This window comes from Ancylobacter mangrovi (genome assembly GCF_024752355.1).
Lineage (GTDB): Bacteria > Pseudomonadota > Alphaproteobacteria > Rhizobiales > Xanthobacteraceae > Ancylobacter > Ancylobacter mangrovi.
Genome location: NZ_JANTHZ010000002.1, coordinates 731,929 through 746,071, shown reverse-complemented (window position 1 = coordinate 746,071; position 14,143 = coordinate 731,929). Strand labels below are relative to the sequence as shown.

The 14,143-nt window shown below is 70.4% G+C and carries 17 protein-coding genes; 9 read left to right on the top strand and 8 right to left on the bottom strand.

Annotated elements, in window-relative coordinates:
• Nucleotides 1-31 precede the first annotated feature (31 nt).
• The 8 genes from NVS89_RS08865 to NVS89_RS08830 form a co-directional block, all read right to left on the bottom strand.
• Nucleotides 32-541, bottom strand: a complete 510-nt coding sequence (locus NVS89_RS08865; RefSeq protein WP_258732249.1) for an RNA pyrophosphohydrolase — start codon at nucleotides 539-541, stop codon at nucleotides 32-34.
• A 135-nt stretch (nucleotides 542-676) separates the two neighbouring features.
• Nucleotides 677-1,084, bottom strand: coding sequence for a hypothetical protein (locus NVS89_RS08860; protein WP_258732248.1), 408 nt, complete (start codon nucleotides 1,082-1,084; stop codon nucleotides 677-679).
• A 150-nt stretch (nucleotides 1,085-1,234) separates the two neighbouring features.
• Nucleotides 1,235-2,584, bottom strand: a complete 1,350-nt coding sequence (locus NVS89_RS08855; protein ID WP_258732247.1) for a S41 family peptidase — start codon at nucleotides 2,582-2,584, stop codon at nucleotides 1,235-1,237.
• On the bottom strand, nucleotides 2,581-3,852 hold the full coding sequence (locus NVS89_RS08850) for a murein hydrolase activator EnvC family protein (RefSeq protein WP_258732246.1): 1,272 nt from the start codon (nucleotides 3,850-3,852) through the stop codon (nucleotides 2,581-2,583). Before NVS89_RS08850 ends, NVS89_RS08855 begins: the two co-directional genes overlap by 4 nt.
• Nucleotides 3,853-4,015: 163 nt before the next feature.
• Nucleotides 4,016-4,498, bottom strand: coding sequence for a 23S rRNA (pseudouridine(1915)-N(3))-methyltransferase RlmH (rlmH, locus tag NVS89_RS08845; protein ID WP_258732245.1), 483 nt, complete (start codon nucleotides 4,496-4,498; stop codon nucleotides 4,016-4,018).
• Between the two features lie 10 nt (nucleotides 4,499-4,508).
• Entirely contained in the window at nucleotides 4,509-4,922 is a 414-nt protein-coding gene (gene rsfS / locus NVS89_RS08840) for a ribosome silencing factor (protein ID WP_258732385.1), read from the bottom strand.
• A 142-nt stretch (nucleotides 4,923-5,064) separates the two neighbouring features.
• Complete coding sequence (locus NVS89_RS08835) at nucleotides 5,065-5,637, bottom strand: nicotinate-nucleotide adenylyltransferase (protein ID WP_258732384.1); 573 nt, start codon at nucleotides 5,635-5,637, stop codon at nucleotides 5,065-5,067.
• 50 nt (nucleotides 5,638-5,687) lie between these two features.
• Nucleotides 5,688-6,929 (bottom strand): glutamate-5-semialdehyde dehydrogenase, encoded by a 1,242-nt coding sequence (locus tag NVS89_RS08830; protein ID WP_258732383.1) that lies wholly within the window; start codon nucleotides 6,927-6,929, stop codon nucleotides 5,688-5,690.
• A gap of 382 nt (nucleotides 6,930-7,311) precedes the next feature.
• Between NVS89_RS08830 and NVS89_RS08825 the strand changes: the two genes are divergently transcribed.
• The 9 genes from NVS89_RS08825 to NVS89_RS08785 all read left to right on the top strand — a co-directional run bounded on the left by NVS89_RS08825 (nucleotide 7,312) and on the right by NVS89_RS08785 (nucleotide 14,100).
• On the top strand, nucleotides 7,312-8,145 hold the full coding sequence (locus NVS89_RS08825; RefSeq protein ID WP_258732244.1) for a YihY/virulence factor BrkB family protein: 834 nt from the start codon (nucleotides 7,312-7,314) through the stop codon (nucleotides 8,143-8,145).
• A gap of 161 nt (nucleotides 8,146-8,306) precedes the next feature.
• A complete protein-coding gene (locus NVS89_RS08820; RefSeq protein ID WP_258732243.1) occupies nucleotides 8,307-8,765 on the top strand; it encodes a baeRF12 domain-containing protein in 459 nt (152 codons plus the stop codon).
• 109 nt (nucleotides 8,766-8,874) lie between these two features.
• The gene (locus tag NVS89_RS08815; RefSeq protein WP_258732242.1) at nucleotides 8,875-9,852 is read left to right on the top strand and encodes a hypothetical protein; all 978 of its coding nucleotides are present in this window, start codon (nucleotides 8,875-8,877) and stop codon (nucleotides 9,850-9,852) included.
• Nucleotides 9,853-9,962: 110 nt separating this feature from the next.
• A complete protein-coding gene (locus tag NVS89_RS08810) occupies nucleotides 9,963-10,439 on the top strand; it encodes a TspO/MBR family protein (protein WP_258732241.1) in 477 nt (158 codons plus the stop codon).
• 92 nt (nucleotides 10,440-10,531) lie between these two features.
• A complete protein-coding gene (locus tag NVS89_RS08805) occupies nucleotides 10,532-10,735 on the top strand; it encodes a twin transmembrane helix small protein (protein WP_258732240.1) in 204 nt (67 codons plus the stop codon).
• A 23-nt stretch (nucleotides 10,736-10,758) separates the two neighbouring features.
• The gene (locus tag NVS89_RS08800; protein WP_258732239.1) at nucleotides 10,759-11,436 is read left to right on the top strand and encodes a cob(I)yrinic acid a,c-diamide adenosyltransferase; all 678 of its coding nucleotides are present in this window, start codon (nucleotides 10,759-10,761) and stop codon (nucleotides 11,434-11,436) included.
• Between the two features lie 8 nt (nucleotides 11,437-11,444).
• Nucleotides 11,445-12,164 carry a rhomboid family intramembrane serine protease gene (locus NVS89_RS08795; protein ID WP_258732238.1) on the top strand — a complete coding sequence of 240 codons (720 nt, stop codon included), beginning with the start codon at nucleotides 11,445-11,447 and terminating at the stop codon, nucleotides 12,162-12,164.
• A gap of 227 nt (nucleotides 12,165-12,391) precedes the next feature.
• The gene (locus NVS89_RS08790; protein WP_258732237.1) at nucleotides 12,392-13,141 is read left to right on the top strand and encodes an electron transfer flavoprotein subunit beta/FixA family protein; all 750 of its coding nucleotides are present in this window, start codon (nucleotides 12,392-12,394) and stop codon (nucleotides 13,139-13,141) included.
• Between the two features lie 14 nt (nucleotides 13,142-13,155).
• Nucleotides 13,156-14,100, top strand: a complete 945-nt coding sequence (locus tag NVS89_RS08785; RefSeq protein WP_258732382.1) for an electron transfer flavoprotein subunit alpha/FixB family protein — start codon at nucleotides 13,156-13,158, stop codon at nucleotides 14,098-14,100.
• Nucleotides 14,101-14,143 lie beyond the last annotated feature (43 nt).

Below are 14,143 nucleotides of genomic sequence, written 5' to 3'. Positions count from 1 at the left end.
AACCGTGCTGGCCTGCCCGCCGCCCGCGCCCTCAGGCCGGCATCGCCAGCGCCTCGAACTCGCGGGCGACCTGCTCGTAGACCGGCCGCTTGAACGGGATGATCAGCGAGGGCGTCCGCGCGAGGTGCTCCCAGCGCCAGTTGATGAATTCCGGCTTGTGCTTGCCACCGCCCGGGCGGGTGACGTCGATCTCGCTGTCCTCGCCGGTGAAGCGCAGCGCGATCCACTTCTGCTTCTGCCCGCGATAGCGCCCCCTCCAGGCCGAGCGCGCGATCGGCTCGGGAAGGTCGTAGGCGAGCCATTCGGCGGACTCGCCGAGCGGCTCCACCGAGCAGACATTGGTCTCCTCATAGAGCTCCCGCAGCGCCGCCTCGCCCGGCTGCTCGCCCTCGTCGATGCCGCCCTGCGGCATCTGCCAGGAATGATAGGTGTCGACATGCTCGGGGCCGCCGACGCGCTGGCCGAGAAACACCAGTCCCGCGCGATTGACGAGCACGACACCGACGCAGGGGCGATAGGGAAGCTGTTCGAACGGGGTCATCTTGGCCGGACTTCACGATGGACGGGCGGGCGTGTCGCCGCCGGGCAATCATAGGCGGGTCCTGTGACGGCGCGTAGGCAAGCCTCGCATTATGCTTAGCGCCGCCCTGCCGGAGCGCCCACGGGGAGGGCGTCGCTAGCGGGTGACCGTCACCGGCTCGACGTCGGCCCGCGCGGAAGCCGGGGCCGGCACGGTGCCGATCACCTCGCGCTCGCCGGTGGCACCGTCGAGGAAGGTGAAGCCGCCGGGCCCGCCGCCGGGAACGGAATCGAGGTCGAAGCCCGAGCGCAGCATCGGCGCGTCGGCCGGGACCGGCGCGTTCTCGGTCGCGAACAGGCGGTCGAGGCCGACATCCTCGTCCGCGCCGGGCCGGGTCAGGAACCAGACCGACGCGACGGCGACGATGGCAAGGCCGGCGAGGCCGAAGATACCGAAGGCGGCGTTGGAAAGATCGCCATCGCGCACCGCGTCGCGGTCGAGCGGACCGGCAGGCTCATGCGTGGCGGCCGGCGCAGGCGCCGACGGGTCATCAGGCGATCTCATGGCGCTCTTGTCGACCCGGACCAAGGCAGGATCGCGGCAAGGCGAAGGTCTTGCGGCGGCAGGGATCGCCCCGGAACGAAAAAGCCGCCCAAAACGAAGAAACCCCGCACGGTGGCGGGGTTTCCGATATCGCAGCGCGAAGGCACCGGCTCAGTTCGGCACGGCCGCCTTCGGGTCGGCCGGATAGGCGGCGTTCTTCTGCACGCCTTCCATCAGGTCGACCGCCAGCTTGAGCTGGGTGTCGTCCTTCGGGTCCGGCGGCACATAGGCGGGCGAACCCGTCTTCTCGTCCTCGCCGTTCTTGAGGTGACCCTTGAGCGAAGCCTCGCCATGGGTGATCTCGACGCCGGCGGCTTCCGCCTTTTCCTTCATGTCGGCCGGCACGTCCTGCACCAGCTCGATGTCGGGCTGGATGCCCTTGGCCTGGATCGAGCGGCCCGACGGCGTGTAGTAGCGCGCCGTGGTCAGCTTGATCGCGGCGTTGCCCGACACCGGGATCACGGTCTGCACCGAGCCCTTGCCGAAGGTGAGCGAGCCGAGGATGGTCGCGCGCTTGTGGTCCTGCAGCGCGCCGGCCACGATCTCGGAGGCCGAGGCCGAACCGCCGTTCACCAGCACGATCACCGGCTTGCCGTCGCTCAGGTCGCCCGGGCGGGCGTTGCGCCGCTCGGTCTCGTCCGCCTCGCGACCGCGGGTCGAGACGATCTCGCCATGGTCGAGGAAGGTGTCGGACACGTCGATCGCCTGGTCGAGCAGGCCGCCGGGATTGTTGCGCAGGTCGATGATGAAGCCCTTGAGCTTGTCCTCGCCGATCTGCTTGGTCAGGTCCTCGATCGCCTTCTTCAGCCCGTCGCCGGTCTGCTCGCTGAAGGAGGTGATGCGGATGTAGCCGATGTCGCCGTTCTCGACCCGCGAACGCACCGACTTGATGTTGATGATGTCGCGAACCAGGGTCACCTCGATCGGCTTGTCCTGGCCCTTGCGGATGATGGTGAGCTTGATCGGGGTCGACACCGCGCCGCGCATCTTCTCGACCGCCTGGCTCAGGGTGAGGCCCTTCACGTCCTCGCCGTCGAGCTTGGAGATCAGGTCGCCGGCCTGCACGCCGGCCTTGGCGGCCGGGGTGTCGTCGATCGGCGCCACCACCTTGACGAGCCCGTCCTCCATGGTGACCTCGATGCCGAGGCCGCCGAACTGGCCGCGGGTCTGCACCTGCATGTCGCGGAAGTCCTTCGCGTCCATGTAGGTGGAGTGCGGATCGAGCGAGGAGAGCATGCCGTTGATGGCCGCCTCGATCAGCTTGCCATCGTCGGGCTTGTCCACGTAGTCGGCGCGTACCCGCTCGAACACGTCGCCGAACAGATTGAGCTGCCGGTAGGTATCCGAGGCGGCCGCCATGGCCTGCGTCGGCTGCAGCAGCAGCCGCGGCTGCGTGGCGCCCACCGCGACAAGCGCGCCGGCCGCCGCTCCAATGAGAAACACTGACGTCCTACGCATCATCCGCGTGCCTTCTCGCTCTCGCTCGTCGCCCACCAGGGGGTTGGGTCAATCGAATTACCGTCCTTACGGAACTCGACGTAAAGAATGGGTTGGGCAGTTCCAAGGCCGACCGACGACACCAATTGTGGTCCTTGCCCCATTACCGCCACGGGTTCGCCCGACAGCACGAACTGTCCGAGCTCAACGGTTATCTTATCCATTCCCGCCAGAAGAATATGGTATCCGCCGCCGGCATTGATGATCAATAGTTGACCATAGGAGCGGAACGGCCCCGCATAGACCACCCAACCGTCGCTCGGGGCGGTCACCTGCGCCTCCGTCCGGGTGCCGAACGAGACCCCCTTTTCCTGCCCGCCATATCCGTCATCGGCGCCGAACGCCTTCAGCACCGTCCCCCCGGCGGGCAGCGGCAGCAGCCCCTTGGCGTCGGCGAAGGCGATGCCCGGGGTCAGCCGGCCCGGATCCTGCAGCGCCGCCAGCCGATCGGCCGGGCCTTGCCCCGCCTTGTTCTGCGCCGCCTTCGCGGCCTCGGCCGCCTTGCGCGCCGCCGTGATCTCGGTCTCGACGCGGGCGAGAAGGTCGCGCACGTTGCTCGCCTCGGCAGCCAGCGCGTCGGCGTGCTGCTGCTCGCTCTGCAGCGCCGCCTCGCTCGCCTCGAGCGACTTCTGGCGCTCGTCGATCAGGGCCGCGGTGCGGCGCCGCTCGCCGGCGAGGCTGTCTTTCAATTCTGCGAGAGCGTCGCGCTCGCGGGCGCTCTCCTGGCGCACCCGCTCCTGCGCCGCCAGCTCGGTGGCGAGCATCTCGGTCTCGGCCTTCAGCTCCGGCAGCACGGCGCCGAGCAGCATCGCCGAACGCACCGATTTCAAGGCGTCGTCGGGTCGCACCAGCAGCGCCGGCGGCGGGCGGCGGCCGAGCCGCACCAGCCCGCCCAGCACCTCGGCGAGCACGGAGCGGCGCGCGTCGAGCGATTCGCGGATGTCGGACGCTTCGCGGTTGAGCTGGAGCAGGCGCTGCTCGCTGGCATCGAGCTTGCCTTCGACGTCGCGGACCTTCTTCGCGGTGTCGAGCAGGGCGGCGTTGAGCTTGGTCCGGTCGCCCTTCAGGTCGGCGATCTCGCTCGCGAGGCGCTCCTGCTCGGCCTTGCTGCCCTTGATGTCGGCGTCGAGCTCTTCGATCCGCCGCTGGTGCTGGGCGGCCGCGTCCTTCGGGTCGGCGGCGGTCTGCGCGGCGAGCGGGGCGCCACAGGCCAGCCACACCGCCGCCACCATGCACGCCGCCCCGAGCCGGCCCGGAGCGGGACGGCAGGCGGACGGGCGACGGTGGGAACGGCCGGTGATCATGTCGGCGAGGCGCATCTGGGCAAGGGAGGGCCCGGGTGGTTAACAAAGCGTTAGCGAAAGCGCCACCGTGTTCCGTCGGCCGCCCTCGCCGTCAGCCCTTGTGATAGGGATGCCCGGCCAGGATGGTGGCGACCCGGTAGATCTGCTCGGCCATCATCACCCGGACCAGCTGGTGGGGAAAGGTGGCACGGCCGAAGCCGATGAGCTGGTCGGCCCGCGAGCGCGCCTGATCGCTCAGCCCGTCCGCCCCGCCGATCAGGAAGGACAGCGCGCGCACGCCCCGGTCGCGCAGGGCGGCGATGTCGGCGGCGAGCTCCTCGCTGCTCACCGCGGCGCCGCGCGGGTCGAGCCCGAGCACGGCGGTCTCCTCCGGCAGCGCGGCGACGATCGAAGAGCCCTCGTCCGCCATCCGGTCCTCGGGGCGGCGCGCCGCGCTTTCCGCGATCTCGACCACGTCCGGGCCGGAGAGCCCGAGCGCACGGCCGGACTTGGAGGCCCGGTCGAGATAGCGCGCACAGAGCTCGCGTTCGGGCCCGGCCTTCAGCCGGCCCACCGCAACGATCAGCAGCCTCACCCTGCGCGACTCAGCCGCGCGTCGTGCGTGACGAGCCGCTCGCGAGCGCGCCCGACCACATCTTCTCGATGTTGTAGAAGCCGCGCACTTCCGGCTGGAAGATGTGGACGATGACGTCGCTGGCATCGATCAGCACCCAGTCGCACGCCGGCATGCCCTCGACCCGAATGCCCTTGACGCCGCGCGCCTTCAGCGCTTCGACAAGGTGTTCGGCGACGGCGCCCGCGTGGCGCTGGGAACGGCCCGTGGCCACCACCATGTAGTCGGCGATGGTCGTCTTGCCGCGCAGTTCGATGGAAACGATGTCCTCGGCCTTGTCGTCTTCCAGACGGGCCAGAACGAGGGCCAAAATCTCCTCGGCGTCGTAGCGCGCTTCGGAGACGGGTGCAGTCGCCGGGGTGGAGGCGGCTGCTGAGAGCGCCATGATGGACAGGGGTCCGGATCCTCTCGACATTTCGGCAACGATCACGACGGAATCCCGCCGTTGATGCGCGGTTAAGATAAGACCGAACCGGCCCCCTTTCAACCGCCGGTTCGCCACATTGACTCAGCGTCACGCGCCGGCGTCACCCCGGGCGTGCCGCGGCGGCGCGCAGTTGGGTGGAAGAGAGCGGCGATTTCAGCCCGTGCAGGAACACCCAGGCGGGCGCTGCGGCCCCCGCAAGGCACGGCGCGTCCTCCTCCGCCCGGCGCCAGCGCGCGAGCGCGGTCGCCGCCGGCGAGGTCATGGAAGGGAAGGTGCAGCCCGGCCGGTCGATCACCGCGATCGGGACCAGACTGGCAATGTCGCGCCAGCGCTGCCAGCGGTGGAAGGTGGCGAGGTTGTCCGCCCCCATCAGCCAGACGAACCGCACCTCGGGGAAGCGCCGCGTCAGCGCCGCCACCGTGTCGAAGCTGTAGCGGGTGCCGAGCCCCGCCTCGAGCCCGGTCGGCACCAGCCGCGGGTGATGCGCCACCTCCCGCGCCGCTTCGAGCCGGGCGGTGAGCGAGGGCAGGGCGCCATTGTCCTTCAGCGGGTTGCCGGGCGTCACCAGCCACCACACCTGGTCGAGCCCCAGCCGCTTGAGCGCGAGCAGGCTCGCCGCGCGATGGGCGGCGTGCGGCGGGTTGAAGCTGCCGCCATAGAGGCCGATGCGCATCCCCGGCGCGAGCGGGGGAATGCGCGTCTGCGGCGAAGGCGCCGGCGGGGTCACGGGCGTATCTGGCCGGTGCCGCGCACCCGATATTTGAACGAGGTGAGCTGCTCGGCGCCGACCGGGCCACGCGCGTGCATGCGGCCGGTGGCGATGCCGATCTCGCCGCCGAAGCCGAACTCGCCGCCATCGGCGAACTGGGTCGAGGCGTTATGCACCACGATCGCCGAATCGACCTCGGCGAGGAAGGTGTCGGCCGCGGCCTGGTCCTCGGTGATGATCGCGTCGGTGTGGTGCGAGCCGTGGGTCTCGATATGGTCGATCGCCGCGGCGAGCCCGTCCACCACCTTCGCCGCGATCACCGCGTCGAGATATTCGGTGCGCCAGTCCTCCTCGGTGGCGGGCAGCACGCGCGGGTCGACCGCCTGCACGTCCGCGTCGCCGCGCACCTCGCAGCCCGCGTCGAGCAGCATGGTGACCAGCGGCGCCAGAAACGTTCCGGCTCCGGCACGATCGATCAGCAGCGTCTCCGCCGCCCCGCAGATGCTGGTGCGGCGCAGCTTGGCGTTGCGCACGATGGTCAGCGCCTTGTCGAGATCGGCGCCCTTGTCGACATAGACGTGCACCAGCCCTTCGAGATGGGCGAACACCGGCACCCGCGCCTCGCTCTGCACCCGGGCGACGAGGCTCTTGCCGCCGCGCGGCACGATCACGTCGACATTGCCGCCGAGCCCGGCCAGCATCTCGCCCACCGCCGCGCGGTCGCGGGTCGGCACGAGCTGGATCGCGTCCGCCGGCAGGCCGGCCGCGGTCAGCCCGCGCACCATCGCCGCGTGGATCGCCCGGCTGGAATAGAAGCTGTCCGAGCCGCCGCGCAGGATCACCGCATTGCCGGCCTTCAGGCACAGGCCGCCAGCGTCGGCGGTGACGTTGGGCCGGCTCTCATAGATCACGCCGACGACGCCGAGCGGGGTGCGCACGCGCTCCAGCACCAGGCCGTTCGGCCGTTCCCAGCGCTCGGTCACCTTGCCGACCGGATCGGGCAGCTCGGCGATCTCCTCGACCCCGCGCGCGGCCGCCTCCAGCCGCTCGGGCGTCAGCGTCAGCCGGTCGAGCATGGAGGCGCCCATGCCGGAGGCACGCGCCGCGGCAACGTCCTGCGCATTGGCGTCGAGGATCTCACCTGCTTCGGCGCGGATCGCTCCGGCGGCCGCCTTCAGGCCGGCCTCCTTCGCCGCCGCCGGCGTGTTGGCGAGGATGCGCGCGGCCGCGCGGGCACGGGAGCCGATCCCGGCCATGATCGCGGCCACGTCCTCCGGCGGGCAGGCCGGCTCGCCGGAACGGGTCTCGGCGGGGGGAACGGCGCGCAGGGAGGAGGGGATGGCGGCGGACATGGCAGTTACTCGGTGTGTCTCTCGTCGAAATTCATCGAAGGGTCGTGAAACGGGCGCCCTATCTACCACAGCCCGCGCCGCTCGCGCCAAAGCGAATTTGCGGGGCCGCTCCGACGCTTGCGCGGGGATGCCCGGCCGGCAGCGCGCGCAAGGCGCCGCCGGCGGCCCCACCCGCGCCGCATGAGCTCTCCATGGGGCAGTTTCCTGCCCGACAGGCTTGCCATTTGCGCCGCGACGTCCGATGTCACGCAGCACCTGCCTGCTTCGCTCGAGGAGACCGGCTGTCTTGATGCGTGCCTTCGACATCTCCTGGGACGCCTTCTGGCGCTTCGTCGAGGACGACGGCTGGGCCATTTCGAGCCACATCGCGCTGTCCGCGCTGATGTCGCTGTTCCCGTTCCTGATCTTCGTCACATCGCTGGCGGCCTTCTTCGACTTCAAGAACCTCGCTGACGAGACCGTCCAGCTCATGCTGGAGGCCTGGCCGGCGCAGGTCGCCGCGCCCATCGGCAGCGAGATCCGCAACGTGCTCACGCAAGTGCGCACCGACGTGCTGACCTTCGGCGTCATCCTGGCGATCTACTTTTCCTCCAACGGCATCGAGAGCCTGCGCATCGGCCTCAACCGCGCCTATGGCGTGCGCGAGAGCCGCGCCTGGTACTGGCTGCGGCTGGAATCGATCGGCTATGTGGTGGTCGGCGCCGCCGGGCTGCTGGCGCTGTCCTTCCTGGTGGTGCTCGGCCCGGTGCTGTGGCTGGCGGCGGTGCGCTGGGTGCCGGCGCTGCAGCCCTTCGGCTGGGTCGTCACCTTCCTGCGCTACGCCGCGACCTCGGCGATCCTGATCGTGGCGCTGGTGGTCGCCCATATGTGGCTGCCGGCCGGGCGGCGCGCGCTCGCCGAAGTGGCGCCGGGCATCCTCGTCACGCTCGGCCTGTGGCTCGCCGCCGGCGCCGCCTTCGGGCGCTACCTCGCCGAGTTCGCGGGCAACTACGTCACCACCTATGCCGGCCTCGCCTCGGTGATGATCGCCCTCGTCTTCCTCTACACCACCGCCTCGATCTTCGTGTATGGCGGCGAGCTCAACGCCGCCATCCGCCGCGCCCGCGAAGGCCGGCTCTGACGGCCGCCGGGCATCCGGCCAGACGGTTTTCTCCCGCCGCTTCCCTCCCGCAGTCGTGGAACTTCGCCGCCCCGCCCCGCTTGACCAAGGTCAAGGCGCGGCGCCACGGGCCATGCGCCCATTGCCGCGTGACGTTCGCAGAAGCGTGCAAGGAGGCGTGAATGAGCACCAGCTACGACAAGATCAAGATCGAGGCCGGCGCGTGGGTCGTCGTGTGCGACGGGCGCAAGGCCCTGATCCTGTGCAACAAGGGAGACGCCACCTTTCCCAACCTGCGCACCCATGAGGTGCACGAGCAGGACAATCCGCCCACCGGCGCGCAGGGCACCGACGCGCCCGGCCGCGTGCACCAGTCCGCGAGCCCCGCGCGCTCCTCGGTCGAGCCGACCGACTGGCACGACGAGGCCGAGCGCGACTTCCTGCGCGAACTCGCCGGCAAGCTCGACGCCGCGGTGGCGAAGGGCGAGGTGAAGTCGCTCGTCATCGTCGCCGCACCGCGCGCGCTCGGCGTGCTGCGCCCGTTCTACAGCCCGGCGCTGAAGGAGGCGATCGGCGCCGAGGTCGACCGCGACATGGTCAAGCTGCCGGTCTACGAGATCGAGAAGCACCTCGCCGCCTGATCCGCCGGCGACCATTTCCCACCGGCCGCAAACGGTTCTACGCTTCCCCGCCAGTCTGCCCGACGGCCGGCTGGCGGGGATTCGTTTTTCGGGCGGTCGGGGGGCCGGCATGTGGGACTTTTCCTTCGCGGCCTCGTTCCGGCTGGTGCTGCGCACCTGGCCGTTCGTGCTGCTGCGGCTCGTGGTCTATGCGGCGATCTGCACCGGCTTCGCGGTCTCGGTCGGCCTCGGCGCGGGCATCGGCTGGAGCGTCGGCCACCTGTTCGCCGGTGACGGGCCCTCGACCGGGGCGATGATCGGCGCGCTGGGCGGCTTCGGCCTCGTCTGGGCCATCCTGTGGTGGGCGCGCCAGTACCTCGTCTACATCGTCAAGGCCGGCCACGTCGCCGCGCTCGACGCGCTGCTGCACGGCAAGGAGCTTCCCACCGGCAGCGACCAGATCGCCTACGCGACCGCGGCGGTGAACGCGCGCTTCCTCGCCGTCAACGTGCTGTTCGGCATCGACCTGCTGATCCGCGGCGTGGTGCGCGCGCTGGTGGGCATGCTGAACCTGCTCACCGGCTGGATTCCCGGTATGCGCGCGCTCAACGCCTTCGTCAACGCGGTGCTGAAGATCGCGCTCGGCCTCGTGGACGAGATCATCCTCGCCTACATCATCCGCCGCGAGGGCACCGAGCCGGCCGAGGCGGCGCGCGACGGGCTGGTGCTCTACGCGCAGAACGCCGGCGCCATGGCCCGCAACGCGGTGTGGATCGCGCTGATGGAATACGCGCTGGCGGCGGTGATCCTGCTGATCCTGCTCGGCCCGGCGCTCGGCCTCGCCATCCTGCTGCCGGGCGGGCTCTCCGGCTTCGGCGTGGTGTTCGCCTTCATCGCCGCCTGGGCGCTCAAGGCGGCGCTGATCGAGCCGCTCTCCATCGCCTCGCTGCTGCAGGCCTACGACATCGCTATCGACGGCCAGACCCCCGATCCCGCCTGGACCGCGCGGCTCGACGGCGCCTCCTCCGCCTTCCGCGACCTCGCCGCCCGCACCGCCGGCCCGCGCGGGGCGGAGGGCCCGCTCAGTGCGCGCGGTCAGGCCGGCTGACATGCGGGCGGGATGATCCAACCCCGCCCCGGCCCCGTATGGCTTCGGCCGGAACGGCGAATGACGACTATAAGAGGCACGCAACCGACGAATCAGCCGGGAGAAGCCCGATGAAGACCCTGTCCTTCTTCCGCCTCGTGCTGGCGGTCGGCCTGTGCCTGGCGGTCGGCGCCGTCGGCTCGCTCGTCACCACGCCGCAGATCCCGACCTGGTACGCCGCGCTCGCCAAGCCGGCCTGGACCCCGCCCGACGCGCTGTTCCCGCTGGTCTGGACCGTGCTCTACGTGCTGATGGCGGTGACGCTGTGGCGGCTGTGGCAGCTCCACAACCCCTCGCCGGAGCGGCGGCGCGCGGTCGGGCTGTGGTTCCTCCAGCTCGCGCTCAACGCGCTGTGGACGCCGGTCTTCTTCGGCTTCGAGGCGATCGGCTGGGGGATGGCGGTGATCGGGGCGCTGTGGCTCGCCATCCTCGCCACCATTCTCGCCTGCGCGCGCATCGATTCCACCGCCGGCTGGCTGATGGTCCCCTATCTCCTCTGGGTGTCCTATGCGACCGCGCTGAATGCTGCCATTCTCGCCATGAATTGACGCTAGACCAGCCGGCGTCCTACCAGATAAAGCGTGCCGATGTGGGCGGACCCGTGCCGGGCCGATCCCTCGCCGAGCTGCGGGAGAGCTCGATGGACCTCGTGACCATCGCCAAATTCGTCGTGCTGCCGATCGCGCTCGGCGCGGTCGCGGTCGTGCTGGTGCTCGGCCTCGTCAACATGGCGCGCGGCGGGTCGCCGATGCGCTCGCAGAAGCTCATGCAGTGGCGCGTGCTGCTGCAGGCGGTGGCGCTGTGCTTCGTGCTCGCCACCATCATCCTGATGAATCACGGCTGAGGCCGCAGGGACACCCGACGGCGATGGTCGTGCTCAACCGCATCTACACCCGCACCGGCGACGACGGCACCACCGCGCTCGGCACCGGCGAACGCCGGGCGAAATACGACCTGCGCGTCGACGCCTACGGCACGGTGGACGAGACCAACGCCGCGATCGGCGTGGCGCGGCTTCACACCGGCTCCAATGCCGGCCCGACCGAGGACGTGATCGCCAAGGCCGCCTTCGCGGCCAACCCGATCGAGACCACGCTGGCGCAGGGCGTCTACGCCGACATCGACGCCATGCTGGCGCGGGTCCAGAACGACCTGTTCGACCTCGGCGCCGACCTCGCCACGCCCGACACCGGCGAGGACCCCGGCTACGAGCCGCTGCGCATCGTCGCCGCGCAGGTCGACCGGCTGGAGCGCGACATCGACATGCTGAACGCGCCGCTCAAGCCGCTGCGCTCCTTCGTGCTGCCGGCCGGCACCGCGGCGGCGGCGCATCTGCATGTCGCGCGCACCGTGTGCCGGCGCGCCGAGCGCATGGTGGTCGAGCTGGCGCAGGCGCCGGGCGAGAGGGTCTCGCCGGAGGCGGTGAAATATCTCAACCGCCTGTCGGACCTGCTCTTTGTCATGAGCCGGGCGGCGAACGCCCGCGCCGGCGGCGCGACGGCCGGCGACGTGCTCTGGGTGCCCGCCGCGGGCCGGGGCGACTGAGGCGCGCCATGCTGCTGCCCTTCAACGACGACAACCCGCTGGAAGGCATCACCTACCCTTACGTGACCTGGGGGTTGATCGCGGTCAACGTGGCGGTGTTCGTGCTGATCCAGCACGGCTACCGGCCCGAGATCGACGTCGCCTCGGCCTTCGGCTACGGCGCCATCCCGGCGGTGGTGAACCACGCGGCCGTGCTGCCGTCCGAATATGTGCGCCTGCCGCCCGAGCTGACCCTCGTCAGCTACATGTTCCTGCATGGCGGCTGGCTGCACCTGATCGGCAACATGGCGTTCCTTTGGGTGTTCGGCGACAATGTCGAGGACGCGCTCGGCCATGCCCGCTTCCTCGCCTTCTATCTTCTGTGCGGCGTCGCCGGCGGCCTCGCCCATTCGCTCGCCATGCCCGATTCGGCTTCGCCACTGGTCGGGGCCTCGGCGGGCATATCGGGGCTGGTCGGCGCCTATCTGATGCTGCATCCCAATGTGCGCATCTGGGTGCTGATGTTCCTGCGCGTGCCTTTGCGCGTGCCCGCCATCTGGCCGCTCGGGGCGTGGATCGGCTTCCAGCTCTGGAACCTCGCCACCACCGGCGAGCAGGACACCGCCTGGTGGGCGCATATTGGCGGGCTCGTCGCCGGCGCGGTGCTGGTCGTGTTCATGCGCCGCAAGGGGGTGCCGCTCTGGGTCACCACCCGCGACGGCACGCCAGACGGGGCGCCGCCGGTCTGAGCGCCGGTCCGGCCGTCGCCGGTGGGGCGCCGACCGGGCGGCGGGCCGGAATATTGACGGTTCCGATGCGTTGACACGCCCCGGGCTGGTCCATAGTTTCCGGGCGTTTTCCGCGGGTCGATGCCGCCCCCGAAACGCTACCCTGCCTTGCGGCGGCATCGCCATCTTCGAAATGCGGCTGCCCGGCGCGGATTCCCTGAAGGTCCGCGGGGGCGGGAGATGTGGTGATGAAGATCCTGGTGCCCGTGAAGCGGGTGGTCGACTACAACGTGAAGATCCGCGTGAAGCCGGACGGCTCGGGCGTGGAGCTGGCCAACATCAAGATGTCGATGAACCCCTTCGACGAGATCGCCGTCGAGGAGGCGCTGCGCCTCAAGGAGGCCGGCAAGGCGAGCGAAGTGATCGCCGTCTCCATCGGCCCGGCCAAGACCGACGAGACCATCCGCACCGCCCTCGCCATGGGCGCCGACCGCGGCGTCTGGGTGAAGACCGAGGACGCCGGCGTCGAGCCGCTCACCGTCGCCAAGCTGCTGAAGAAGGTGGTCGAGGAGGAGGCGCCCGGCCTCGTCATCCTCGGCAAGCAGGCCATCGACGACGACTGCAACCAGACCGGCCAGATGCTCTCGGCGCTGCTCAGCTGGCCCCAGGCGACCTTCGCCTCCAAGGTGGTGGTCGGCGAGGGCTCGCTCGACGTCACCCGCGAGATCGACGGCGGCCTGCAGACGCTCAGCCTCGACCTGCCCGCCGTGCTGACCACGGATCTGCGGCTCAACGAGCCGCGCTATGCCAGCCTACCCAACATCATGAAGGCGAAGAAGAAGCCGATCGCCGAGAAGGCACCGGCCGAATGGGGCATCGACCTCGCCCCGCGCCTTGAGGTGCTCTCCACCGTCGAGCCGGCCGGCCGCACCGCCGGCAAGAAGGTTTCCTCGGTGGCCGAGCTGGTCGGCGACCTCAAGCAGGCGGGAGTGCTCTGACCATGGCCGACATGCTGCCCACCCTGCTCTTCGCCGAACATGACGGCACCCATCTCAACCCCGTCACCGCCCGCGCGCTGACGGCGGCGAAGGCGCTCGGCGCGCCGGTCCACATGCTGGTGGCGGGCTCCGACTGCCGCGCCGCCGCCGAGGCCGCCGCGCGGCTCAACGGTGTCGACGAGGTCGTGGTCTGCGAGGACGCGGCCTATGCCCATCAGCTCGCCGAGCCGCTTGCCGCGCTCGGCGTGGCGCTGGCGGCCGATTACGGCGCGCTCGTCGCCCCCTCCACCGCGATCTGGAAGAGCGTGATGCCGCGCATCGCCGCGCTGCTCGACGTGATGCAGGTCTCCGACGTCATCGCCGTAGTGGCGCCCGACACCTTCGACCGCCCGATCTATGCCGGCAACGCCGTCCAGCGCGTGCGCTCGGGCGAGGCGAAGAAGGTGCTGACCATCCGCACCGCCTCCTTCGCGGCGGCGGGCGAGGAGGGCTCGGCCCCGGTGCGCGCCGCGACGCCGGTGGCCGCGCCCGCGGGCACGCGCTTCGTCGGCGAGGAGATCGCGGCCAGCGAGCGGCCGGAGCTGACCGCCGCCCGCGTGATCGTCTCAGGCGGGCGGGCCGTCGGCTCGGCGGAGAATTTCGCCAAGGTGATCGAGCCGCTGGCGGACACGCTGGGCGCCGCGGTGGGCGCCTCGCGCGCGGCGGTCGACGCCGGCTATGCGCCCAATGACTGGCAGGTCGGCCAGACCGGCAAGGTGGTGGCACCCGACCTCTATGTCGCGGTCGGCATCTCCGGCGCCATCCAGCATCTCGCCGGGATGAAGGATTCGAAGGTGATCGTGGCGATCAACAAGGACGAGGAAGCCCCCATCTTCCAGGTAGCCGATTACGGCATGGTGGGCGACCTGTTCCAGATCGTGCCGGAACTCACAGCCGAAATAGCTAAGGCAAAAGGCTGACGTCGCTCTATACTCGGGGGGTAGCAGCATGAACGGGGCCGGC